Below are 24,121 nucleotides of genomic sequence, written 5' to 3' on the forward strand. Positions count from 1 at the left end.
TGTATATATTCATTTTTTCAGCGATAATACTAAAAATGGTAACATGAGTTTGAACTATCATTTAGTAGTGGAAGTAGGGATTTAATAGCTTCCACCTTTAACTTAAAGCAAGAAAGGGATGAGTGAAAATTGACGAAGTTGAATGAAACTTACAATGATAATAAAAAAAGAGCGAATGATTACGTCCATGAAGTCTATGAATTGATCAAGAAAAGAAATCCAGATGAAAAAGAGTTCTTACAAGCAACTAGAGAAATTTTCGATTCGCTTCGACCTGTCTTTTCCAAGCATCCCGATTATATAACAAATGGCATTTTAGAGCGTATTACGGAACCGGAACGCATCATCATTTTTCGGGTTGCATGGGAAGATGATCAAGGTAAAGTACATGTAAATCGTGGTTTTCGTGTCCAGTTCAATAGTGATCTCGGACCGTATAAAGGCGGTATCCGATTCCATCCTTCTGTAAACAGCAGCATTATGAAGTTTCTCGCATTTGAACAGATATTTAAAAATGCGTTAACAGGCCAGCCAATTGGTGCGGGTAAAGGTGGTTCTGACTTTGATCCGAAGGGGAAATCAGACCGTGAAATTATGCGTTTCACTCAAAGCTTCATCACGGAGTTGAGCAGATATATCGGTCCTGATACCGACGTTCCAGCAGGTGATATTGGAGTAGGTAAGAGAGAAATAGGTTATATGTTTGGTCAGTATAATCGCTTGAAAGGCGGTTATGAAGCAGGCGTGTTTACTGGGAAAGATCCAAAACATGGTGGTAGCCTTGGTCGCAAAGAGGCGACAGGGTATGGAACAGTCTACTTTGTTGAAGAGATGTTAAAAGAAGCAGGTTTAAGTTTTGAAGGTAAAAAAGTTGTTGTTTCAGGGTCGGGTAACGTTTCCACTTATGCAATTGAAAAAGCAATGCAGTTAGGCGCTACTGTACTGGCTTGTAGTGATTCAGACGGTTATATTTATGATGAAAATGGAATCGACCTAGATACAATCAAGCGTTTGAAAGAGGTTGAGAACAAACGAATTTCGGAATACGTCAAAGAACATCCGGAAGCAAAGTATTTTGAGGACTGTTCTGCAATCTGGTCAATTCCATGTGACATTGCACTTCCTTGTGCGACGCAAAATGAAATTGATGAGATAGCTGCCCGTATACTGATTGCGAATGGTGTAATTGCAGTCGGAGAAGGTGCGAATATGCCTTGTACGTTGGAAGCGATGGCAGTTTTCCACGAGCATAAAACTTTATTCGGTCCAGCAAAAGCTGCGAATGCAGGTGGTGTTGCGGTATCAGCGATGGAAATGTCCCAAAATAGTATGCGTCTTTCTTGGACAGTTGAAGAGGTTGATGAAAGACTTCAGACGGTCATGAAAAATATCTATACGAGCTGTTTGGATGCGGCAGAAGCATATGGACATCCCGGTAACCTCGTAGTCGGAGCGAATATTGCAGGATTTTTAAAAGTAGCAGATGCAATGGTAGCCCATGGTCTTAGTTAAGCTTATGACAGTCCCATAAAAAGAGTACACAAGCTGAAAATTGTGTACTCTTTTTTATTTCGGAAAAATTTCAACAAAACTATTGTGTAAAATTGAAAATATGTTATTATAAAAATACAAAGTGTTGCATAAACATACAACTAGATGAATGAATGGAAGGGGATTTTAATTATGAGTAAGAAAAAAGTAGTTTTAGCATATTCAGGTGGACTAGATACATCTGTGGCAGTACAGTGGCTAACAGAACAAGGATATGATGTAGTTGCAGTTTGTCTTGATGTCGGAGAAGGAAAAGACTTGGACTTCATCCAGGCGAAAGCGTTGCAGGTTGGAGCTGTAAATAGTTATGTCATTGATGCGAAAGAGGAATTCGCACAGGAGTATGCGTTGCTCTCACTCCAAGCTCAAACTTATTATGAAAACAAATATCCACTTGTATCGGCACTATCACGTCCGCTTATTTCGAAAAAACTTGTTGAAGTGGCTCATAAAGAAAATGCTACTGCAGTTGCACACGGCTGTACTGGAAAAGGGAATGACCAAGTACGTTTCGAAGTGGCAATTAAAGCATTGGATCCATCATTGGAAGTTATTGCCCCTGTCCGTGAGTGGAGTTGGTCGCGTGAAGAAGAAATTGCTTACGCAAAAGAGAAGAATATCCCGATTCCAATCGATTTAGAAAGCCCATATTCTGTCGATCAAAACTTATGGGGACGTGCTAATGAGTGTGGAATTTTGGAAGATCCTTGGGCAGCACCACCTGAAGATGCATTCGGTCTTACAGTTTCAATTGAAAATGCACCAGATACGTCAGATGTTATTGAAATTGATTTTGTAAAAGGTGTGCCTGTCAGTATTGACGGTCAGCAATATCCACTCAGTGAACTGATTCTAAAACTAAATGATATTGGTGGAAAGCACGGAGTAGGAAGAATTGACCATGTAGAAAACCGTCTTGTTGGGATCAAATCACGTGAAGTGTATGAATGTCCAGGAGCAATTATATTGTTGAAATCACATAAGGAATTAGAAGATCTGACACTTGTTAAAGAGTTGGCTCATTTCAAACCAATTATTTCACAAAAGTTGAGTGAATTAATTTATAATGGCTTGTGGTTCTCACCACTGAGAGATGCATTAGAAGCGTTCATCAAAGAAACACAGCAATACGTTAATGGAACAGTGCGTGTGAAGTTGTTCAAGGGGCATGCGATTGTAGAAGGCAGAAAGTCAGCTAATTCACTTTATGACATGAATCTTGCAACGTATACGTCTGATGACTCCTTTGATCAATCTGCAGCGGTTGGGTTCATCAAGCTTTGGGGATTACCTACAGAAGTTCACAGCATGGTAAACAAGAAGCAAACAGTGAAAAATTAAGCACTATCCATTCACTTCTGTTGATTAACCAAAGTAACCAGTGAGTAACATGATCACCTACTGGAAGCTATGTGTATAGTTGACTTTGAGTTACTTTGGATAGAATGACTTCTATATGATTACCGAGATGTCTGAATATGTAGGGATGTGACTTTGTCGCATCCCTACATATTTTTTCGGTGATCGTATGGTGGTCCTTCATCCGTCGCGCTTCAAATGCATTAATACACAGAGTGCTGAAACTTTCTATATATGTTGAATTAAAGAATCCCATTGAATCTGCCGTGGCACTCAATAATAAGAGAGGTGTTATTCGGGGTGTGGATTGTAGAACGCTTGGCGCTTTGGGGATGCCTCTGGCTGTAAGCCTGGATTAGCGCTTCGCATCCAGTCTTACAGCTTCGGCGACCCCTTTGCCGCGCCTGCGCTAGGTTGTTCATTATCGAGAGAAATGTGATTTTGAGATGTATATGTCGAGATTGTAAGGTGATTACTAGTTGATACTATATAAATGAATCCCATTGAACCGCTACAGCGCTAGCGGATGCCTCCCGAGCAGCTTCGCCGCAAGTCTTATGGCTTCGGCTACCCCTGTTAAGGCGCCTTCGCTCAGTATATATACCGGATTCAACATATATAATTATATTCAAGAAAGACGCAATCTAGGTTGCAGATTTCATCACAGATAATGAAATGCTCTTTCTCACATAGACCATCTAGCGAAGGCGCAACTTCGTGGTAGCCGGAGCGATAAGACTGAAAGCGGTCTTCTTTCTGGCTTATCGCGGGAGGCATCCACAAAGCGTCCAAGCGGTATTGGCGGGAAATCTAATTAGTTCTAAGTATTGGGACTTTTTCAGTGGCCTCCTAAAAACCTTTGTAAAGCGCATACGCCTCACGGTAAATATGTCGTGATAATTTCGCCGAAAGCGGATCGGAAATGATCCAGTGAAAATGGATTTTTCCAGGCCCTACTCACCAGTATTTTATGCAAACAAATGGTTAATGACAGACGTGCTATCCATTCAAAGAACCATCTACTTTTTAAAGGTAGATGGTTCTTTGAGCTGTATGATTCTTTGGGTGTAGAGAGGGGACTAGTCGGATATCATCAATTGCTCTGAAAAGGTGAATTCTTCCAACTTATTTTTGAGTAAAGACATAGACTGTGATAGTATGAAAAAATGTGAATATGAAAAAACTTCAACTTTAGCAAAACATTTCTAGTTCACGATTCGAATTTAGGAGGAGAATAGTATGGAAGAGAAAGCTGTGAAGAAAAAGTCACCCAAGTTATTAATGATTATGTTATTAACTGGATTGGTCATTGTAGGCGGTAGCGTGTCGGCATTTTTCTTGGTGAATAAGTCACCTAAAGTACAATATTTTTTAGCAGAAGCAGAAACGTTTAAACAAATGGGAACTATTTTGGAAGACCGTTATAAGAACGAACTAAGATGGTTGGAAGTTCAAGAGGAAAAGCCAGTTGAAACGAACTTTGATCTTTCCGGCGAATGGAATGATCCGTCTGTTGACCATGAAATGCAGGAAGTACAAAGCATTGTCAATAGTGCTAAAATATCTAGTAAACAAGTCTATGATCCGGTCAAAAAAGAACTCGAAGTGGATCTTAGGGGAGAACTAGGCAGTGTTAACATGGACTTCGGTTCGGTTTTTGTGACAACTGAGAAACTAGTGGCTTCATTTCCATTCATGGATGAACTAATTCGCTTCGACGATAAGGATTTCGGGAAGTTAATGAGAGAAACGGATCCAGATTATGAAGGAAATGAAAATCTTGGTCTATCCCAATTATTCGAAGGTGGATTTTCGATGACGGAAGAATCACGTACATATGTCGAAAACGAATATATCACGTATCTCATTAAAGAGATTCCTGAAGAGGCATTTACGAGCGCAAAAGAAGAACTTACAGTGTTTGATGAAAAAATAAAAACTAAAAAAACCAAGATGGATCTTACAGAACAACAAGTTAAAACGTTATTAAAAGATTTATTGAAAAAAGCGAAATCAGATGAAAAACTTAAAGCTATACTGAAAGAGCAATTGACACTTACTTCATTTGCTGGGGATACTTCCGACAATGAACTTGCAACTATAATGGATGATTTTGAAAATGGGCTTGATGAAGCGATTGAAGGTGTGGACGCTATTAAACTTCCTAACGGACTGCAATCGACAATCTGGCACCATTCAAACAAAATTGTGAAACGTGAATTCGCAATGGGTGTTGGAGAAGATAAGACGGATGTCGATACGTTAATGATTAATGGAACTCAATTGCTAGATAAAACAAGTCAAAAGTGGGATTTCACAATGGGGGTAGAAGATTCCTTCGGTGATGAAAACTTTGTGAAAATTATTGGTGATTTAAGTTGGAAAGATCAGAAGGCAACTGATTCCATAACATTTTCGATGGATGATATGAAGTTCATCTATAAAGGAAAAGAACAACTGGAAGATAAGAAACGTACATTTACTCGTTCGTTTGGCTTTACAGATGGAAATGTCGATCCAGCCGTTATCTGGAAAGGGAGTGCTACACACGAAAGCGATTCTATGAAAGCGAATCATGAATTTACTTTCAGTGAAGAAACAATGGGCGCTGATATGTTCAATCTCATTTTAAAGCAACAAGGAAAAGTTGTGAAAAAAGTAGATATGCCAGTAGAAACAGAGGGCACAGTGAATATTGGTAAAATGAATAAGGATGAATTTGATGCATTCACTGAAGAAATCACGGTGAAAGTCCAAGAATGGATGTTCGGATTTATGGAGGATTTACAAGGTGAAATAGGCGAGTTTTAAGAATGGAAGTGACCATTATGCTATCCATGAGAAGAATACTATTTTTCATGCGCCAATATAATAAACAGTTGAAGAAGAAGTGGGCAACACTTCTTCTTCTTTTTCTATTTCCAATTATTTTGATAGGCTCACTGTTGCTCCTGGTGGCTGGTTTACTGCTGCCTGAAGAAGATTCACCAATCCGGGTGGCTTTGGTTGATGAAGACAGAACGCAGGAAACGATACTGTTTAGTGGGCTACTGGAAGAAACAGCCTCGGATAATCAGTTCATCCAAATCATATCAATAACGAAAGAAAATGCTGTGAAACTTATGGAGCAAAACCAAATCAGTTCCTATTTTACATTTCCGAGCGGATTTACGGAGGATTTGTATGAAGGTCAATCCGTGACGGTTCCTATTGTTGGAAACCCATCGCGTCCAACAGATAGTTTTCTTGTGAAAGAGTTAGTGGAAAGTATGATGCGTTACATCTCTGTAGCTCAGTCGACTATTCTTACCGTCAATGAGTACGCAAAAAAAACGGATATGCCCAAAGAAGAACGACAAGAAATGATGTTTCAACAGTTTATGGATTTCAGTTTGTACACACTTGGAAAAGATAAGCTACTTGATGAAGAAATGATTACAAATGTGGCGACGTCATCACCAACGCACTATTACATATTGTCCGGCTGGTTTATAACTATGTCAGTCTGGCTTTTCGCCATCTATACTATTTTAGGGAAAGAAGAGCATTCCTCGATGCTAATTCGGATGAAACTGTTCGGTGTAACTACGTGGCAACCTATCCTCGCAAGAATTCTGGTCTCTTTAGGATATAGCCTTGTCGTTGCGGCAGTAGCCTTTTTCATTATCGGTGAGTTTGTTGGATTTGAACTTTTCTTTATTGATTATTTCCGGTTTGGTTTATTTACTATTCTTAATGCTTTATTGTTTTTAGTTGGCATAGCGCTAATCGATGTCTGGATTTCATCTCGAAAAGTCATTCTTTTATTACAAAGTTTCTATACGTTCGTACTAATTTTCACAAGTGGTGCAGTTATACCGACGCTCTACTTTCCGCAAGTGATACAAGGTGTTTTACCGTATATCTTTTCATACGTTAGCTTGAATTGGATGATTGATATTGTATTGGAAGGGCGAAACTATGCGAACTTCATAACACTAACTGTCATTGCTACTATCGGACTACTCCTTCTTTGGCTATCAACAGTCGGAAAAGAGAGGTGGATTCGATGAAAAATGTTGTGTTTATCCGCTTGATGCGTTTGAAGAAGGACTGGAAAAGTCTTTTATGCTGGATGCTTCTGCCAATCGTTATGACAGTGCTAATTATGCAAGGTGTTGTGACTTGGCAAGAGGAGACTAGAGTGCCGATAGCTCTTGTCGTTGAGGAACAGACTGAAATGGCAGCGCGTCTAGTTGACGATATCGCGAGTACGGAGCTTCTCCATATCCAGTTCATATCCCTAGATGAAGCACTACATAAACTCGAACAGCATGAGTTGGATAGTGTGTTCGTTATTCGCAAGGGGTATGAAGATTATATACTGGCAAACCGGCGAAATCAGCTTATCGAGGCATACTCTTCCAATCGGTCTTTTGCTTATCGAGCTGTCGTCGAAACGATTACGTCCTATGCTCAACAAGATGCAGCCCGTTCAAAAGCAGCTTTCGTTATCAAACAATTATTCTCTGATTATGGTATGGAAGATGAATGGAGTTACGAAGAAGTTATTGAGAGTAGTCGCGAAAGGGAAAAAAGTGAAGCACTGCTCCGATCGAGTTTTTCTTATTATGATAAGGAAAATACCGCTGAAGAACAAACGTTACCGCTACTGAAAGCATGGGGTGTTTGGGCATTCTTCGCAATCATCACGACATTCTTCCTATTCGACTGGATGCTAAAAGAAAATCGACCATCGATGCGTCAGCGCTGGTTATTCACTGAAATCTCTTTTAAAAAGTATGCATGTTTATCATTGCTGTTTTTTACAGTTATCATTTTCCTCATGGATCTTGTCACGGCGTTCATCTTCTCATCATTATTCCAGGAAGCATGGACAATTCGAGTTCTGATTTCACTATTTACTTTCCGGCTGACGATAAATTTGCTGGCGTTTCTACTCGCAAGCGTCTACAAGCAATTGTTTATGTACTATATAAGTGGCTTGGGGATTGCGTTGTTGCTGATTGTAGTCGGTGGGTCAATCATACCGATGGATGGGCTAAAGGGGAAGTGGCCGTGGATTGAAGAACTTAGTCCGGTCCAATCGTTACTGGATGGGACGATACCTCTGACATGGCTTTTCGTTATGATTGCTTTGCTCACTGTTTGGATTCATAGAGGAGGGAAGGCAAATGCTTGACGTGACGGGACTACAGAAAAAGTACAAGGAAAAGACCGTTTTAGAAAATGTGTCTTTTCAAATGAAGCCTGGAGAAATTGTTGGTCTCGTTGGGGAAAATGGTGCAGGAAAATCAACCTTGCTTCAACTATTGGCGACAGTTATTCAGCCGACTCAAGGCGATATTCAATTGGATGAACTTTCTTATATGACTGATGTAAAGGGCATCAGGCGCTTAATCGGTTATGTCCCTCAAGATATATCGGTTTGGGAGGAACTCACAGTAGAGGAAAATATGCTTTTTTTTGAACAGCTGTCGTGGAAAAAACGTACAAAAGAGGAATGCCGGCAACTTTGTTTGGATATGCAATTGACGCATTGGAAGGAGGGAGTTCAATCGTTATCGGGCGGTATGAAAAGGAAATTGAACCTAGCAATCAGCCTGCTCCATGATCCGACTTTCTTGTTGTTAGATGAACCTACAGTTGGTATCGATCTGAAATCCAAAAAGGAGATAGGTTCATATTTGCATAGGTTGGCGAAAAATGAAGGGAAAATGATTATGTACACTTCTCATGATATGGACGAAATTACTACCGTTTGCGACCGAGTTTATGCAATCGGAAAAGATCCGTTTTATATGAATTTATTGATGGAGAATAAAATTTTCGTAGAACAGTTGAAATGAGTGATTGTAATGAAAAAATCAAAGAAAATAGCTATAGCTTGTGCAATTGCACTTACTATTTTTAGTCTGTTTTTATGGTGGCTAACGGGCAAATGGATGGATGAGGGATTAGAACCTGCAGCAGATGGCACGAATGACTATGTAATCGTACTCGGTGCTAGAGTGAAAAAAGATTCTCTGTCGCTATCATTACAGTATCGTTTGGATGCTACGCTACAGTACGCTAATGAGTATCCACATGTGACGATAATCTTATCAGGCGGGCAAGGTCCGGATGAGCCTATTAGCGAAGCGGAAGCGATGAGACGGTTTCTAACGGAGAATGGCATCGCCGAGGAACGGCTTATTTTAGAAGCGGCGTCTACTTCCACTTATGAAAACATTTTATTCTCGAAAAAGTTGTTGCCGTCTGAAATTAGTTCAATCACAATCATCACAAGTGATTATCACCTGGCGAGAGCAAGGAAAATTGCGGCTAGCCTTGGACTCGAGTCAGATGGAGTGTCGGCTAAAACGCCGAAAGTAGTGGCAGCAAAATTGACTGTGAGAGAACGTATCGCCCTTGTGAAAACGTATATTGTAGGGAAATAAGAAAAGCGCAAGGCGCCGTTTAGACGCGACAGGCATAAGTCGATCCAGTGAAGTGGCGCTCTTTGCCACGTAACTGGATTGCTTATGACCAGAGCGGCTGGCGCCTGGAGTCTAGACACAAAGAAAAGCGCAAGGCGCCTGGTGAAAAACTTATAATTTCTTAACTTATAAACGGGCAACCGCCATTTTTAATGATGGTTGATAAGAATTCGCTTTTCGTGGGAATAAATAGTACTACATGCTGAAAAAAGTGTTTTCAATGCTAAACGACGGTATCTAATTACAGTGAAGGAAAACTAGTATTCTATGTCGAATTAGTCAAGAATAGTACTGGTTGGCACGGTTAAATGCGAAGGTGGTGTGACAAGGAGTTATACCGAGGTAGGGTGTTCGCAAAAACATAAAATAGGAGGAAGGTTATGGTGAAATCGAAGTTCAAATTTCGAATGCTTTTTGTAATTGCACTTATGATCCAAATGATTGTTGTACCGTACCGTTTTGCAGCAGCTGAAATAGATACAAGTGCTCCTTCTTGGATGCTGCCAATCGATTATCTTGCTATAGGTGATTCATTGGCAGCAGGTGTCACTCCTAACAATGAATTAGGGAAGGGCTATGCAGATTTCTTAGCGGTGTCAATGATGGAGATAGGGGCTTTGAAAACATATAACAAAGGATTCTCGTATCCAGGCTATAAAACAACAGACGTTTTAAATGATATTAAACTGAACGTCACAAAGGATATCCAAGGCATTGGCTTTGAAGAGAAGACAGCTAAACTTCAACAATCCATCAAAGATGCAGAAGTTATCACAATTAGCGCCGGTGCAAATGATATTTTACCGCATTTCAAACAAGATCCTACGACAGGTAAGGCCATTATTGATCAGAAAATGGCGCTGACGACGCTTCAGCAAGTAGGTACAAACTACAAATCGATTATGGCTCAAATCAATGAAATCAATCCTGATGCGCAAGTGTATGTCATGGGTTACTATAATCCGTTTCCTTATATGTCGGAAGACCTGCAACCATTGCTCAAACAATTACTAGATATGTTGAATAAAGCCATTACAACAGGCCTAGTGGGGACGCAAGCAATCTTCGTGCCTACTGGTGACGTAATCGCGTCAGACTACAAGACCTACCTTCCAAATCCGGAAAATATCCACTTAAGTGAAGCAGGCTATAAAAAAGTGACTGAGCAATTTTGGGCGAACATGCTACCAGCTAATACATGGATCACAGGAGGTAGCCTCGTCGCCGATGCGCCGGGTCCAAACTCGGTGAAATTAAACTGGCAACCAGCTAGTGATAATGTAGCCGTAACGAGTTATGAAATATACAGTGGTGAAGAAAAACTAGCAACTGTAGCTGGAGACATTACGACATATAAAGTAGAAAATCTTACTGCAAATACAACGTATGTTTTTTCAGTAATGGCAGTAGATCAAGCTGGAAACAAAAGTGTTCATAATCCAATAATCAGTGTAACTGTTGCAGATTCATCGACACCAACACCAATATTATTCTCGGATATCGCCAATCATGGCTTGAAGAATTATATTGAACATGCAGCCGTAGCTGGAATCATTGGTGGCTACCCGGACGGGACATTCAAACCTGATCAAAACTTAACACGTGTGCAAGCCGCTACAATAATTGTACGCGCATTAGGTCTGAAAACGGATGAAGTAGCCCCATTTGGCGATATTGGTAATTATGCAGATAAGACCAAAGCTGACATCAATGCCGCTTATAAATATGGAATTATTAAAGGGAATAAAGGAAACTTTAATCCAACTGATTTAGTAACACGCGCACAATTGGCTTTAATGATTGAACGTGCATATGGAAGCATAACAGGAAAGGCATATAAGGCCTCTACTAAAGCACCTTATTCCGATTTCGGAAACTATAATGCGGAAGTAGTAAATGCCATTTCAATGCTTCATGAATTAGATGTTGCAACTGGATTCGAAGGAAAATTCATGCCGAGCAGCTCAACTACACGTGCACAAGCTGCAAAAATGGTTGTTAATTTTATCTCTATATTTAAACAAGCGGAGTAATAGTGTGTAAAAACGGTCCAGTCCGTCTCTAGTTAGTAGAGGCGTACTGGACCGTTTGATTAAAAGAAAAGTCATGTCTGTTGATTAACCATTAATTCGCATAAAAAACTGGTGAGAAGGGCTTGAAAACTTCATTTTCACTGGACCATTTCTGGTTCGCTTACGGAAAATATTCATACCCCTTTAAGGAGGAATTGCAGTTCATTCTTCCTTAAAGGGGTGTGTGTGGTTAAAAGCGACTCCGTCACTTCTAGCCACACTCTTTTCAGTAATCCTGTTGTGAATAATTGCCTGTCGCGTTCCTACACTATTCAAGTGAAAAATGCAGCTGCTTTGAAAGAAATGAATAGATGACTTTCTACAGAGATTGTAAGTGCCCGAAGATACAATTTCGGGCACTCTAGTACTTTGTACAATGTGTTTCTTACTTACTTTTAGCAAAGAGTATGCATGTAATCATGTGATACCTTATAGAAAGTGACACTTCTTTAAAATAAAAAAGAAAAACCATAGAGAAAGCATCAGCCGCCAAAATTGCATCTTTGGCGGCTTTTCTCTAGTGAAAAAGGCAGCTATTCTTTCGTCCAAAAAAACTTCAGCACTACGTGTAGTTATGCATTTGGAGCGCGGCGGATGAAGAACCACCATACGATTACCGAAAAAAGTGTGTAGGGATGCGACAAAGTCGCATCCCTACACATCCAGGCATCTCGGTAATCGTATAGAAGTCGTTCAATCCAAAGCAATCAAAATATAACTATATGCACAGCACCCAGTGTGTGATCAAGTTATTTACAGGTTGTTTTTGGTTAATCAACAGGCGTGAAGAAAAGTATAAGTTTTTCAACATGGAATAGTGTCTAGGAGCTGGAGCTTTTCTTAATTCACATCATATTACTAATTGCGTGAAAAGTAGGTTTTTCATTATCGAATGTAGTGATATACTTGAATCCAATCGACTGCAATAATTTTAGTGATTCACTGAATTGGAATGCAATGTCTTCAGGTTTATGTGCATCGGAACCAAGTGTGATGATTTCGCCTCCGCATTGTTTATATAGTTTCAAAATATCATCACTTGGCATGCCGTTTGCCAGTCCGTAGCGGACACCAGAAGTATTCAATTCAATTCCTTTACCTTCTGGAATAATAACGTTGAAAATAGCCGTCAATTCAGTATGGAAAGGGTTATCACACGGTTTTTTTGTGTACCTCTTCACGAGGTCAACATGACCGAGGATATTAAATTGTTTATAGTTTTTTACACAATATAATAACTCTGCATAATAAATACCATACGCTTCTTCTATGGTTTTATGCTCGAAAAATTCTCCGTAGTGTAATCCTTTTTTCTCAACGGTATGCATGGAGCAAATGACGAAATCGAATACTTCCTTAGCCATAAGCTCGTCGTATTTGTCCAGTATATGTGGTTGTACACCGATTTCAACGCCTTTTTTTATACGAATACGCCCTTCATATTTCTTCTGCATTTCTATCAATTTGCTTGCGTACTCCTTTTTATCAAAATCAAAAACGATTGTATCATCGGGATATTCATAGTCGATATGTTCTGTAAAACAAATTTCAGTCACTCCTTTTTGAATCGCTCCCTTAATCATATCTTCCATTGGAACTGGGCAGTCTGCTGAGAACGAACTGTGCATGTGATAATCGAACATTAATAATCATTCCTCCTGTTGACATTTCGTTGGTATACCTTTATAGTACTAAATAACTTTAGTCTAGTAAAGTAGTGAAGTAAGGGGTGTTGGAAATGGTTAGAAACGAAGTGTATCCTGAACGAATGTTAAGTGATAGTGAAAAGTTTGAAAGAGTCATTAAGACGATCAATAAGCGCTTTACCACATATGGCTATAAACGCATTAAAACATCGGCTTTTGAACAATATGATTTATATTCAAAAGTAAAAAGCTCAATCAACCAAAATGAAATGATTAAAGTAATCGATCATACAGGGCAAGTATTGGTATTGCGACCCGATGTCACGATTCCAATCACAAGAGAACTGGTACAAAATTTCCCGGACCTTTCAAGTGAACTTAGATATTTTTATGTACAAGAGGTGTTCCGTCAGCCATTTGATAAAAATGACAGTATCGAACGCACACAAGCAGGCATTGAATATTTTTGCGATAGTTCACCTGAAGCGGATGCAGAAGTAATTGCACTAGCGTGTCACTTAATGAAAGATTTAGGATTTAATGATATTAAAATAGAATTAGGGCACGCTGGATTTTTCAATGAGCTTGTCCAGAATTTACCACTTACTTCACTTCAAATTGATCAATTGAAGTCATTGATACAAGCGAAAAACGTTGTAGAAATTGGACCTTTTCTTCAGAACCTAAACATTGACGATGATGTGAGAGAAGTAATCGAACGGATCCCGTTTTTATACGGTAACCCAGTTGATGTGAGTGAACGGACAACAGGGATCGCCTTAACGGAAAAAATGCAGGACACGCTCGATTACTTAATGGATGTTTACAGTATATTGAAAATGTACGGATTAGAACAGTATATCGTCATGGATTTGGGATTGATTAATCATATGGGTTATTATTCAGGGGTTATTTTCCAAGGATATGTCGAAAGATTTGGGAAACCTGTTTTAATGGGCGGGCGCTACGATGAGTTAGGAAACGAGTTTGGTGCTAGACTTCCAGCGATTGGGTTTGCATGTGAAATTGAATCGTTAGTTAAAGCGACAGATAGCAGGGAAGTTACATCCCGCTTTCCAATCGATGTAAAAATAACATATGCAGATAGCCAATTGGAACAAGCCATTGCCATCTCCAATGAATTACGGGAACGAAATTATAGTGTGCTGTCATTTTCAGAGCATAAGGAACAGGCAGATCCACGACAGAGTGTTTACTCCATACGTTTGGAGAAAGAAAATAATTCATTTCTATATAAAGATAAAGTTACACCATTTCCGGACTTAAAGGCTTTGCTGGAATTACTCGTAGGGGGATTGAATTGAAATGACACATCTTACAATCGCCATGGCGAAGGGACGTACTGCTGATAAAGCGTTAGCGTTTTTTGAAAAAGCAGGCATTCGTTTTTCAGAATATCATGATAAAAGCAGGAAGCTTGTTATCTATGATGATGAAAATAAAGTGAAACTCATTTTCGTGAAAGCAGTTGATGTTCCAACCTATGTCGAAAAAGGAGCAGCAGATATCGGAATTGTTGGTAAAGATACGATTATGGAAGATCCAGTTGATGTCTATGAACTGTTGGATCTTGGAATTGGAAAATGTCAGCTGGTTGTTGCCGGATTTCCGGATAAACAATTTCCGAGTAGTACGTTGCTGACAGTTGCTTCAAAGTATCCAGCAGTGACAAAAGCCTATTTTGACAGCAAAGGAATTCGTATTGAGACCATCAAGTTGAATGGCTCTATCGAACTGGCTCCGCTTATTGGTATGGCAGATGTCATCGTTGATATTGTTGAATCGGGCAAGACACTAAAAGAAAATGGATTAGTCGTCTTGGAGACAATTGCAGATGTCAGTGCACGATTGATTGTTAATAAAGCAAGTTATGCGACAAGAACCAGTCAAATCCAGCAAGTCATTTCGGACTTAAAAGCTGCATTGGAGTGATAATTTATGCGAATTGTAACGTTGGAACAATATACAAAAGAGAAAGAGCAGCAAACGGCAGTACAAACAACTAATTTTGAATTTGACCGAACTGTGCTTGGAATTATCGAAACAGTCCGTGAAGATGGGGACCAGGCATTAAGAAGCTTTACCGAACAGTTTGACGGCGTGTGGCTAGATAACTTGATTGTAACGCCTGAGGAGTTTGCGGAGGCGCGGACGTTGATTACAGGGCAATTCCTAAGTGCTCTTAGAAAAGCAAAGCAAAACATTACTACGTTCCATGAAGTTCAAAAAGAACAGTCTTGGTTTATTAATCAAGAACAAGGAATTGTTCTTGGTCAGAAAGTGACGCCTTTAGACAGTGTCGGTATATACGTACCTGGCGGAAAAGCGGCTTATCCATCGACTGTTCTCATGAATGCTATTCCGGCAAAAATTGCGGGAGTCGGAAGGATTGCAATGGTGACACCACCTCAAGCGGATGGCAAAGTGAATCCACATGTGCTCGTAGCAGCGCAAGAAGCCGGTGTCGATATCGTCTATAAAATTGGTGGTGCTCAAGCGATTGCAGCATTGGCGTATGGGACGGAAACAGTAAAAAAAGTAGTGAAAATCACGGGGCCTGGAAATGCATTTGTTGCACGGGCGAAAAAATGGGTTTTTGGTGACGTAGCCATCGATATGATTGCAGGACCGAGTGAGATTTGTGTTGTTGCAGACAATAGCGCTGTCCCAGTGTTTGTCGCTGCTGATCTATTATCACAAGCGGAGCATGATGAACGGGCAACAGCTGTATGCGTAACGACGAGTCAATCATTTGCTGAAGCACTTCAAAAAGAAGTGATAAAGCAAACTGAACAAGCAGATCGTAAGGGAATTATTGAAGTTTCAATCGCTGATAATGGGCGCATTATCTTGGTTGAATCGTTGGAGGAAGCATACGACTTTGTTAATAAATTGGCGCCGGAACATTTACAGCTTATGGTGGAAAATCCGATAGAGCAATTACCGTTCATTCACAATGCAGGAGCAATCTTCTTAGGAAACTATTCACCGGAGGCATTGGGCGATTATATGGCAGGTCCGAATCATACATTGCCAACGAGCGGGACATCGGCATTTTCATCGCCGTTAGGTGTCTATGACTTTATGAAAAAAACGAGCATTATTCAGTATACGGAGCAAGCATTGCAAGAAGTAGCCGAAGACATTATCACAATTGCGAATGCGGAAGGCTTAACGGCCCATGCAAATTCAATTCAAGTAAGGAAGGCGGATTTGAATGCGGAGTAAATCGATTTCAAGACAGACAGCGGAAACAAAGATTAACTTAGACTTTGCGATTGATGGAAGTGGAACAACAACTATTAAAACAGGAGTGGGCTTTCTCGATCATATGCTGACATTGTTCACAAATCACGGTCGATTCGATTTGGCTGTTGATTGTGAAGGCGATATCGAAGTAGACCAGCATCACTCCGTCGAAGATATCGGAATTGTATTGGGACAAGCGTTCTATGAAAGTATCGGATCAAAGGAAGGCATCGAGCGTTATGCGACAGTGTCAACACCTATGGATGAAGCATTATCAACAGTTTCTATCGATATAAGCGGGCGTCCATTTTTTGTTTATAACGTTGAGGGATTGAAAGATAAAGTAGGGGAATTCGACACTGAGCTTGTTGAGGAGTTTTTCCAAGCATTCACAAGCCATGCCAAAGTAACATTGCATATCAATTTGCAGTACGGGAAAAACAGTCACCATATTATCGAATCAATTTTCAAAGGATTCGGACGTGCATTGCGCGTAGCAAGTGCGATTAATCCAGATGTAAAAGGAGTTCCATCTACGAAGGGAATGCTATAAGAATATTACCTTTACACACTTGGTAATTTTGTTTTGTGTGCAGGTACTGCTCGAATTCATAATTTACTAAGCGAAGGCGCCTTACAAGGGGTAGCCGAAGCCATAAGACTGGCGGCGAAGCTGCTCGGCTTATGGCGGGAGGCATCCCCAAGCGCCGTAGCGGATTTAATGGAATTCTATATATAAGGGGGAACACCGATGATTTTATTTCCAGCAATTGATATACGTGATGGTAAATGTGTTCGGCTAATTCAAGGTGATTATGACCAAGAAATTATCTATAATGACTCACCAACAGCGATGGCTCTGGAGTGGGAAAAGCAAGGTGCTGACTACATTCACGTCGTCGATTTAGATGGGGCGAAAACAGGTAATTCATTAAATCGCGAAGCCATTCAAGCGATTGCTAAAAACGTATCGATACCAGTTCAAGTAGGTGGCGGAATTCGGACGATGGAGATCATTGACGCACATATTGCATCCGGCGTTAGTCGCGTGATCATCGGAACGGCAGCGATTCAAGATAAACCATTTTTAAAGCAAGCCGTAGAAAAATACGGTGATAAAATTGCAGTTTCCATCGATGCAAGAAAAGGATTCGTTGCAACGGATGGCTGGACGGAAACAAGTGATGTATTAGCAGTTGACTTGTTAATAGAACTAGAAGTAATCGGTGTGAAAACAGTCATTTATACAGATATTTTGAAAGACGGAATGATGCAAGGACCTAATTTTAACGAACTGGAAATGATGGACAATGCGTCTTCCATCGACATTGTGGCTTCAGGCGGCGTCTCCACGGAAGAGGATATCATTCAGTTACGGAAACTAGATTTATATGGAGCAATTATTGGTAAAGCATTGTATGAAGGTAAAATATCTTTAGAAAAAATATTAGGGGGACAACGAGGATGACAAGCAACCGGATAATACCATGCCTAGATTTTGATAACGGGAAAGTCGTAAAAGGGAAAAAGTTTTTAGAAGTTAAAGAAGTTGCAGATCCACTGACATTGGCCAAGAAATATGTAGCTGACGGTGCAGATGAACTTGTGTTTTACGACATTGCTGCTTCGACAAATAATCGTGCCATGTTCCTTGACCTTATTGCAGAAATTGCGAAAGAAGTACCCGTACCATTTATTGTCGGTGGGGGTATACGGACTGTCGAAGATATTCAGAAGGTGTTTGATGCTGGCGGGGACAAAGTATCCATCAACAGTGCAGCGCTCAGCAATCCATCTTTAATTGAAGAAGCGTCAAAGAGATTCGGTTCTGAACGCATTATCCTGTCGATGGATGTCAATGAAGTGGGCCCTTCTAAGTGGTCGGTATTCTCTAATGGAGGCATGAAAGATACTGGTATGGATGCTATTGAGTGGGCGATTCAAGGCGAAAAACTGGGTGCCGGTGAACTTGTTGTTAATAGTATCGGGGAAGATGGCGTGAAAGACGGCTATAACCTCGAATTGACGCGGGCGATTGCGGAAGCGGTCAACATTCCTGTTATTGCGAGCGGCGGAGCAGGGAAACCTGAACACTTCCATACTGTCTTAACTGAAGGGAAAGCTGACGCTGCGCTTGCTGCATCTGTATTCCATTTCGAAGACATTAATATCGGCGAATTAAAAACATATCTAGCTGAAAAAAATACATCTGTTGGGAATGACTAACCATGACAATAGAAATTGACACATTATCATTTGACGAAAATGGATTGATACCAGCAATTGTTCAAGATGACCGGACAGGGAATGTACTGATGCTTGCTTATATGAATAAAGAATCGTTGCAGAAGACGATTGATACGAAAGAGACTTGGTTTTTCAGCAGATCAAGAAAAGAGCTGTGGAATAAAGGAGCAACATCTGGCAATCGGCAAATTGTGAAGAACTTGTCACTGGACTGCGATGGTGATTCAATTTTAGTACAAGTTACACCACTGGGTCCAGCGTGTCATACGGGAGAAGTGACTTGTTTCCACAAGCAAGTTTTCGATGAGGTAGTACAGACTCGCTCAATCGTTCATGAGATCACGGATGAAATAAAAAATCGACGTGCCAATCCAGTAGAAGGATCATACACAACGTATCTGTTCCGCGAAGGTTTGGATAAGATTTTGAAAAAAGTTGGAGAAGAAACAACTGAAGTTGTCATCGGTGCAAAAAACCGTGATAAAGCTGAAGTAACGAGCGAACTTGCAGATTTGACGTATCACACACTTGTATTGATGGAAGAGTTAGGTGTTAGTGTTGAGGATGTCAAAAACGAATTGCGGAAAAGACGACCTAAAAGTGAAGTGCTGAGAGATGAGTAAATTTTGGAGCTCTATGGTGAAACGGACCGAGCCGTATGTTCCGGGGGAGCAAATTGAACAAAAGGACATCGTGAAACTGAATACCAATGAAAATCCGTATCCTCCAAGTCCAAAAGTGATAGCTGCAATCCAGCAAGAGATGGGGCGCAACCTTCAGTTGTATCCATCTCCTACAGCGACTGAGCTACGAGAAACAATCGGACTGCAATATGGACTTACTGCTGAAGAAGTATTTGTCGGCAATGGTTCGGATGAAGTTCTGGCATTCTCCTTCATGGCGTTTTTTGAGCCTGGCAAACCAATCCGGTTTCCTGATGTAACATATAGCTTTTATCCGGTCTATGCAAAGTTATTCGATATTCCTTATGAGGAAGTTCCGTTGAATAAAGATTTTACATTGCCTGTGGATAACTACTTTCAGTCTGAAGGCGGCGTCATTTTACCAAATCCAAATGCGCCGACTAGCATTTATGCTGAACTTAAGCACATTGAAGAGATTGTCAAAAATAACCCTGACCAAGTCGTCATCATCGACGAGGCATATATCGACTTTGCATCGAAATCAGCGACTGAACTCATTCGGAAATACGACAATGTCCTTGTCGTCCAGACGACATCTAAATCACGTTCACTCGCCGGTTTGCGCGTTGGCTTTGCGATGGGAGCTCCTTCTTTAATTGCTGCATTGATTCGCATTAAAGACTCATTCAATTCTTATACGCTGGACCGTCTTGCGCTAGTGGGAGCAAAAGCTGCATTTGAGGATGAAGACTATTTTGAGGAGACGACTCAGAAAATCATTGCAACACGGGAAAAGATGAACGAGACGTTGCAACAGCTCAATTTCAATGTGTTACCTTCACAAGCAAATTTTGTTTTCACCTCGCATCAGACTGTTCCAGCAGAGTTTCTCTACAATAAATTAAAAAAAGAAGGCGTGTTAGTTAGGTATTTTAACAAGCCTGGAATCGACAACTATTTGCGTATTACAGTTGGTACAGATGAACAGATGGAGCGATTAGTTGAGAAATTGACTGACATTTTGAATTTGTAATGTACTGTTAGGTTCTAAGATGAAATGACTTAATGAAAAGTGCATCGAAACTGATATACTTGTGTAAACAGGGGAGGTTATCGACATGGGATCTAAATATATTGATCTTGCACTTATATTATTCATGAGTTATTTCGCAATTACGCGATTTGCGGATGGACAAATTGGCTTTGGAATCTTTTTCACAGTACTTAGCTTATTGAATATTTTAACGCTTGTCATGAAAATAAATAAGGACAAAGCCGCAAAGAATGCAGTGCGATGAAGTTTAAATAAGTAGTGACAACAAACTAGGCATCCTCCAGAAAATATGGAGGATGCCTAGTTTTATTATGCAAAGAAAAATGAATGACCACTTACTATTTGAATTCAGTGAGTTTTAGAGTGAGGTAATAGATTTGAAGGTGAGGGGAATTACGGAAAGAGAAAATATGATTAAAATAATAGCAATGAAGTAATTTAAATATAATAAATAAGCCATTTATAATTGTAATAAGAATTATAAATGGCTTATTTATGCATTAGAATCTGTTGCATATAATATTTAGTTTAAAAGTCCTATGGGCATTATTGAAAAAATAATGTCTTAAATTAAATAATAAATTTTGAGATAGGCAGAATGAAAAGCCGTTAGAATAAAGTTGTGAGATAATCCAAATTAACTATCAACCGATTCTAACTATACAAAATATTGATACTTTAATACAATACATAGCATTCTTAAAACTTACTCTGTATGATAATGGGAGTTATTAACCGTTATTTTTCCTTAGTTAACTATAGGTCATTGGGATTAATATGTTTTTAATCTCAATACTATAGTCTCTTGGAAGACAATAATATAGGGACAAACAAAAGTTCTAATATGAAAATATAGTAGAACAAAACAAAAAAAAGGAGAATAAAATGATTATACTTGATAAGCCTTATGTATCAACATTACTTTCATCAACTTTACAGCAATTAGGTACTCCGGTTTTAAAAATAGGAGATGTGCAGATTCCGGAGGAAGAAAAACTTGCTTTACTTGAAGAGGCATTGTTCTTTGAACAACTTGAGAAGTCTTCTGCTCCTCTTTTATTTAATTCGGAAAACGGTTTGGCTATGTTAATGAATTACTTACCTGAGAGTAAATTTGCCGAATGGACATCACTATTCAAAAACAAAGCGGAATTTAGGAGGAGAATGACAAAAATTTATCCTTCATTTTATTTCCGTGAAGTATCTATTCAAGATTTATATGAAATACCTTTAGAATCAATTCCATTCCCTATTATTATTAAGCCTGTTATCGGCTACTCGAGTGTTGGGGTTTATAGAATAGATTGTATTGAAGATTGGCATCACACCGTAGAAAAATTGAAAGTCGATATAAACGATTCAGCATCCGCGTATCCTAATGATGTGATTGATAGCCAAACTGTCATATTAGAAGAGCTAATTCAAGGAGACGAGTATGCAATTGATGCTTATTTTACTAAAGAGGGAAAACCTGTCATCTTAAATTTATTTAAGCGCATGTTTGCTAACGATAAAGACATGAGTGATCGTATATATTACACAAGCAAAAGTGTATTAAGTGAAACACTTGCTCCAATTTCGGACTTTTTGGAAAAATTAGGGGATATTGATGCGCTGGCTTCCTTCCCGCTACATTTTGAAGTTCGAATAACTAAAGAAGGACAAGTTGCGCCAATTGAAGTAAATCCATTCCGCTTTGCTGGTATAGGTACGACAGAACTGGGCGTACATGCTTATGGTGTAGACGTTTATGATTATTATTTCAATCAGCTAAAACCGAATTGGGAAGAAAAAATAGAGGCTATGGATAATGCGATTTATAGTTTTCTTTGTGCAGAATTTGACCCGTCGATTTCGCTTGAATTAATTCGAACGGTAGACCATGAAAGTTTTAAGCAACAATTTAATGAAATATTAGATTATAGGTATATGAATTACAAAGAGTACCCAATTTTTTCTGTTGTATTTTTCAAACATCACACATTTGACGAAAATAAGCGATTGCTTACACTTGATTTGAGTAATTTTATATCGCTCTATGAACCGCAACTCGTATAAACTTAAGGAGGAATTAGTTTGTTTAAACAAAAAGGATCTATTAGAACGAAAATAATGCTAGGAACGATTATTCCAATAGCAGTATTATCTTTACTATTTAGTTTAGGTTTTTATTTTCAATCTATGTCAATTGTCAATCAGAATGTTATTCCCCAGTTTGAGAGAGTACTCAACACGAATTTACTAGACTTGAAAAAAGATATCGATGCCGAGATGCTTAATAAAGCAAAGACAAATAAACAGGCCTATGAAAGATTACTCGCTATAATCAATGAATCGCGTGAGGTAGGCGATTTAGAAAGTGTTTATATCATGAGTAAAGTTGATGGTGAGGATATGATCCTTGCACTGTCCGATACGGCAGATTATCTTACGCCTTATCCGTTTAAATCCGAACAAAACGATGCGCTAAACATGGAACAGCCATTGTTCAGTGAGATTTATGAGGATGAGTACGGTGTACATAAATCAATCTATTTACATATTGAAGGGACAGATTCTATTATAGGAATCGATCAGGATGCGAAATTTATCCCTGATTTAACCCGGAAAATACTTATCATCAGTATTGCACTTACGCTAGGGGCATTGGTGGTAGGGGCTGGAATATCTTATATTTTATCAACAAGAATTACGAAACCACTTCAACAATTAGTGAAGTATACAGAAGTTGTAGCCCAAGGTGATTTAACAAAAGAAGTTAGTGTGAATAGTCAAGATGAAATTGGTCATCTTGCCCACAGTTTCCGAAACATGCAACAAGAATTGAGAAATACGATTGAACATGTCAATGTAGCGACGGACAACGTTATCACTTCCTCGGATGACTTGACCTATAGCGCAGAGCAAATGACAGAAGTAGTCAATCATACGACTGTTACGACCCAAGAAGTATCTTCGACGAGCGATACGTTAGCAAGTAGTGCATCACAAAACTTGGTGGCGCTTGAACAAATCACAATTGGTCTGCAAGAAATAGCAGATTCTTCTATGAAAGTAACGGAAGAATCGATGGATGCATCCCAAGAAGCTAAGCAAGGTAATCATCTTATTTTAGACTCGATTCAAGGGATTGATACGATAACGAGCTCAGTTAAAGTTTCTATGGATATCACACAGTTGATGAATACGAGATCCAATGAAGTTGGTCAAATTATAGAAATTATTACGGCTATTTCTGATCAAATAAACTTACTTGCACTGAATGCCGCTATAGAAGCAGCACGTGCAGGCGATGCTGGAAAAGGATTCAGTGTAGTCGCAGATGAAGTGAGGAAACTTGCTGAGCAATCCGCATCTTCAGCAAACCAAATTAGTACGCTCGTGAAAGAAATTCAAAATGACTCTCAAAATTCTGTGAAGGCCATGACGAAGGTTTTCGAAGATGTGGAACGTGAAACTGGAATCGTACGCGAAACAGGTAAATCGTTTACTAGCATTTTGAATCGTATTACTCAAATTACAGAAAAAAATCAATCAGTATCTGCAACAATACAAGAAATCTCTGCGGGTTCTGAGGAAATACTAGCATCTACAATCGAAACAGTTCAATCATTAGAAGAGACATCTTCCCATACGCAAAACATTGCTGCATCTATGGAAGAGCAATTGGCTTCTATGGAAGAAATGGTTGGAACGACAACGACCCTTAATGAAATGGCAATAAACTTAAAAGATCATGTAAAGAAATTTAAAATTTAAAACTCCAAAAAGATTAAGGACAGTCTTTATTTGCGGAGGA

At 39.4% G+C, this 24,121-nt stretch carries 20 protein-coding genes; 19 read left to right on the forward strand and 1 reads right to left on the reverse strand.

What is annotated here, in order from left to right; translation table 11 throughout:
* Positions 1-129 precede the first annotated feature (129 nt).
* From gdhA to ACP8HG_RS01365, 8 genes are all read left to right on the forward strand, one after another.
* On the forward strand, positions 130-1,512 hold the full coding sequence (gdhA, locus tag ACP8HG_RS01330; RefSeq protein ID WP_067207053.1) for an NADP-specific glutamate dehydrogenase: 1,383 nt from the start codon (positions 130-132) through the stop codon (positions 1,510-1,512).
* 168 nt (positions 1,513-1,680) lie between these two features.
* Positions 1,681-2,892 carry an argininosuccinate synthase gene (locus tag ACP8HG_RS01335; RefSeq protein WP_156476149.1) on the forward strand — a complete coding sequence of 404 codons (1,212 nt, stop codon included), beginning with the start codon at positions 1,681-1,683 and terminating at the stop codon, positions 2,890-2,892.
* 1,257 nt (positions 2,893-4,149) lie between these two features.
* Positions 4,150-5,721, forward strand: coding sequence for a hypothetical protein (locus tag ACP8HG_RS01340; protein WP_399631402.1), 1,572 nt, complete (start codon positions 4,150-4,152; stop codon positions 5,719-5,721).
* Positions 5,722-5,747: 26 nt separating this feature from the next.
* A complete protein-coding gene (locus ACP8HG_RS01345) occupies positions 5,748-6,962 on the forward strand; it encodes an ABC transporter permease (protein WP_438298078.1) in 1,215 nt (404 codons plus the stop codon).
* Complete coding sequence (locus tag ACP8HG_RS01350) at positions 6,959-8,092, forward strand: ABC transporter permease (RefSeq protein WP_438298079.1); 1,134 nt, start codon at positions 6,959-6,961, stop codon at positions 8,090-8,092. The genes ACP8HG_RS01345 and ACP8HG_RS01350 overlap by 4 nt, the downstream gene beginning before the upstream one ends.
* The gene (locus tag ACP8HG_RS01355) at positions 8,085-8,759 is read left to right on the forward strand and encodes an ABC transporter ATP-binding protein (protein ID WP_340741712.1); all 675 of its coding nucleotides are present in this window, start codon (positions 8,085-8,087) and stop codon (positions 8,757-8,759) included. Before ACP8HG_RS01350 ends, ACP8HG_RS01355 begins: the two co-directional genes overlap by 8 nt.
* A gap of 9 nt (positions 8,760-8,768) precedes the next feature.
* On the forward strand, positions 8,769-9,350 hold the full coding sequence (locus ACP8HG_RS01360; RefSeq protein ID WP_187047144.1) for a YdcF family protein: 582 nt from the start codon (positions 8,769-8,771) through the stop codon (positions 9,348-9,350).
* Between the two features lie 419 nt (positions 9,351-9,769).
* The gene (locus tag ACP8HG_RS01365) at positions 9,770-11,422 is read left to right on the forward strand and encodes an S-layer homology domain-containing protein (RefSeq protein ID WP_438298080.1); all 1,653 of its coding nucleotides are present in this window, start codon (positions 9,770-9,772) and stop codon (positions 11,420-11,422) included.
* 884 nt (positions 11,423-12,306) lie between these two features.
* On the opposite strand, the gene ACP8HG_RS01370 is transcribed toward ACP8HG_RS01365, so the two are convergent.
* The gene (locus tag ACP8HG_RS01370; protein WP_438298081.1) at positions 12,307-13,104 is read right to left on the reverse strand and encodes a histidinol-phosphatase HisJ family protein; all 798 of its coding nucleotides are present in this window, start codon (positions 13,102-13,104) and stop codon (positions 12,307-12,309) included.
* Between the two features lie 95 nt (positions 13,105-13,199).
* Here ACP8HG_RS01370 and hisZ point away from each other — a divergent pair, with 95 nt between their 5' ends.
* The 11 genes from hisZ (at position 13,200) to ACP8HG_RS01425 (ending at position 24,081) form a co-directional block, all read left to right on the forward strand.
* Positions 13,200-14,432 carry an ATP phosphoribosyltransferase regulatory subunit gene (gene hisZ / locus ACP8HG_RS01375; RefSeq protein WP_438298082.1) on the forward strand — a complete coding sequence of 411 codons (1,233 nt, stop codon included), beginning with the start codon at positions 13,200-13,202 and terminating at the stop codon, positions 14,430-14,432.
* Position 14,433: 1 nt separating this feature from the next.
* Positions 14,434-15,060 (forward strand): ATP phosphoribosyltransferase, encoded by a 627-nt coding sequence (hisG, locus tag ACP8HG_RS01380; RefSeq protein WP_438298083.1) that lies wholly within the window; start codon positions 14,434-14,436, stop codon positions 15,058-15,060.
* A 6-nt stretch (positions 15,061-15,066) separates the two neighbouring features.
* Positions 15,067-16,356 (forward strand): histidinol dehydrogenase, encoded by a 1,290-nt coding sequence (hisD, locus tag ACP8HG_RS01385; protein WP_438298084.1) that lies wholly within the window; start codon positions 15,067-15,069, stop codon positions 16,354-16,356.
* A complete protein-coding gene (hisB, locus tag ACP8HG_RS01390; RefSeq protein ID WP_438298085.1) occupies positions 16,346-16,930 on the forward strand; it encodes an imidazoleglycerol-phosphate dehydratase HisB in 585 nt (194 codons plus the stop codon). Before hisD ends, hisB begins: the two co-directional genes overlap by 11 nt.
* Positions 16,931-17,128: 198 nt before the next feature.
* Positions 17,129-17,845, forward strand: coding sequence for a 1-(5-phosphoribosyl)-5-[(5-phosphoribosylamino)methylideneamino]imidazole-4-carboxamide isomerase (gene hisA, locus ACP8HG_RS01395; protein WP_067207084.1), 717 nt, complete (start codon positions 17,129-17,131; stop codon positions 17,843-17,845).
* Positions 17,842-18,603: an imidazole glycerol phosphate synthase subunit HisF gene (gene hisF / locus ACP8HG_RS01400; RefSeq protein WP_342537817.1), complete on the forward strand. Its 762-nt coding sequence runs from the start codon at positions 17,842-17,844 to the stop codon at positions 18,601-18,603. Before hisA ends, hisF begins: the two co-directional genes overlap by 4 nt.
* 2 nt (positions 18,604-18,605) lie before the next feature.
* Entirely contained in the window at positions 18,606-19,247 is a 642-nt protein-coding gene (gene hisIE / locus ACP8HG_RS01405) for a bifunctional phosphoribosyl-AMP cyclohydrolase/phosphoribosyl-ATP diphosphatase HisIE (RefSeq protein WP_067207090.1), read from the forward strand.
* Positions 19,240-20,301, forward strand: a complete 1,062-nt coding sequence (hisC, locus tag ACP8HG_RS01410; RefSeq protein WP_438298086.1) for a histidinol-phosphate transaminase — start codon at positions 19,240-19,242, stop codon at positions 20,299-20,301. Before hisIE ends, hisC begins: the two co-directional genes overlap by 8 nt.
* Positions 20,302-20,386: 85 nt before the next feature.
* The gene (locus ACP8HG_RS01415; RefSeq protein WP_067207096.1) at positions 20,387-20,566 is read left to right on the forward strand and encodes a hypothetical protein; all 180 of its coding nucleotides are present in this window, start codon (positions 20,387-20,389) and stop codon (positions 20,564-20,566) included.
* 641 nt (positions 20,567-21,207) lie between these two features.
* Positions 21,208-22,380 carry an ATP-grasp domain-containing protein gene (locus ACP8HG_RS01420; RefSeq protein ID WP_438298087.1) on the forward strand — a complete coding sequence of 391 codons (1,173 nt, stop codon included), beginning with the start codon at positions 21,208-21,210 and terminating at the stop codon, positions 22,378-22,380.
* A gap of 18 nt (positions 22,381-22,398) precedes the next feature.
* Entirely contained in the window at positions 22,399-24,081 is a 1,683-nt protein-coding gene (locus tag ACP8HG_RS01425) for a methyl-accepting chemotaxis protein (RefSeq protein ID WP_438298088.1), read from the forward strand.
* Positions 24,082-24,121 lie beyond the last annotated feature (40 nt).

It is taken from the genome of Sporosarcina sp. FA15 (genome assembly GCF_051550195.1).
Taxonomy (GTDB): Bacteria; Bacillota; Bacilli; order Bacillales_A; family Planococcaceae; genus Sporosarcina; species Sporosarcina psychrophila.

Coding starts and splice junctions, on each gene's coding strand:
- ACP8HG_RS01340 (WP_399631402.1), top strand. CDS start 4,150: ATGGAAGAGAAAGCTGTGAAGAAAAAGTCACCCAAGTTATTAATGATT.
- ACP8HG_RS01345 (WP_438298078.1), top strand. CDS start 5,748: ATGAGAAGAATACTATTTTTCATGCGCCAATATAATAAACAGTTGAAG.
- ACP8HG_RS01350 (WP_438298079.1), top strand. CDS start 6,959: ATGAAAAATGTTGTGTTTATCCGCTTGATGCGTTTGAAGAAGGACTGG.
- ACP8HG_RS01355 (WP_340741712.1), top strand. CDS start 8,085: ATGCTTGACGTGACGGGACTACAGAAAAAGTACAAGGAAAAGACCGTT.
- ACP8HG_RS01360 (WP_187047144.1), top strand. CDS start 8,769: ATGAAAAAATCAAAGAAAATAGCTATAGCTTGTGCAATTGCACTTACT.
- ACP8HG_RS01365 (WP_438298080.1), top strand. CDS start 9,770: ATGGTGAAATCGAAGTTCAAATTTCGAATGCTTTTTGTAATTGCACTT.
- ACP8HG_RS01370 (WP_438298081.1), bottom strand. CDS start 13,104: ATGTTCGATTATCACATGCACAGTTCGTTCTCAGCAGACTGCCCAGTT.
- hisZ (WP_438298082.1), top strand. CDS start 13,200: ATGGTTAGAAACGAAGTGTATCCTGAACGAATGTTAAGTGATAGTGAA.
- hisG (WP_438298083.1), top strand. CDS start 14,434: ATGACACATCTTACAATCGCCATGGCGAAGGGACGTACTGCTGATAAA.
- hisD (WP_438298084.1), top strand. CDS start 15,067: ATGCGAATTGTAACGTTGGAACAATATACAAAAGAGAAAGAGCAGCAA.
- hisB (WP_438298085.1), top strand. CDS start 16,346: ATGCGGAGTAAATCGATTTCAAGACAGACAGCGGAAACAAAGATTAAC.
- hisA (WP_067207084.1), top strand. CDS start 17,129: ATGATTTTATTTCCAGCAATTGATATACGTGATGGTAAATGTGTTCGG.
- hisF (WP_342537817.1), top strand. CDS start 17,842: ATGACAAGCAACCGGATAATACCATGCCTAGATTTTGATAACGGGAAA.
- hisIE (WP_067207090.1), top strand. CDS start 18,606: ATGACAATAGAAATTGACACATTATCATTTGACGAAAATGGATTGATA.
- hisC (WP_438298086.1), top strand. CDS start 19,240: ATGAGTAAATTTTGGAGCTCTATGGTGAAACGGACCGAGCCGTATGTT.
- ACP8HG_RS01415 (WP_067207096.1), top strand. CDS start 20,387: ATGGGATCTAAATATATTGATCTTGCACTTATATTATTCATGAGTTAT.
- ACP8HG_RS01420 (WP_438298087.1), top strand. CDS start 21,208: ATGATTATACTTGATAAGCCTTATGTATCAACATTACTTTCATCAACT.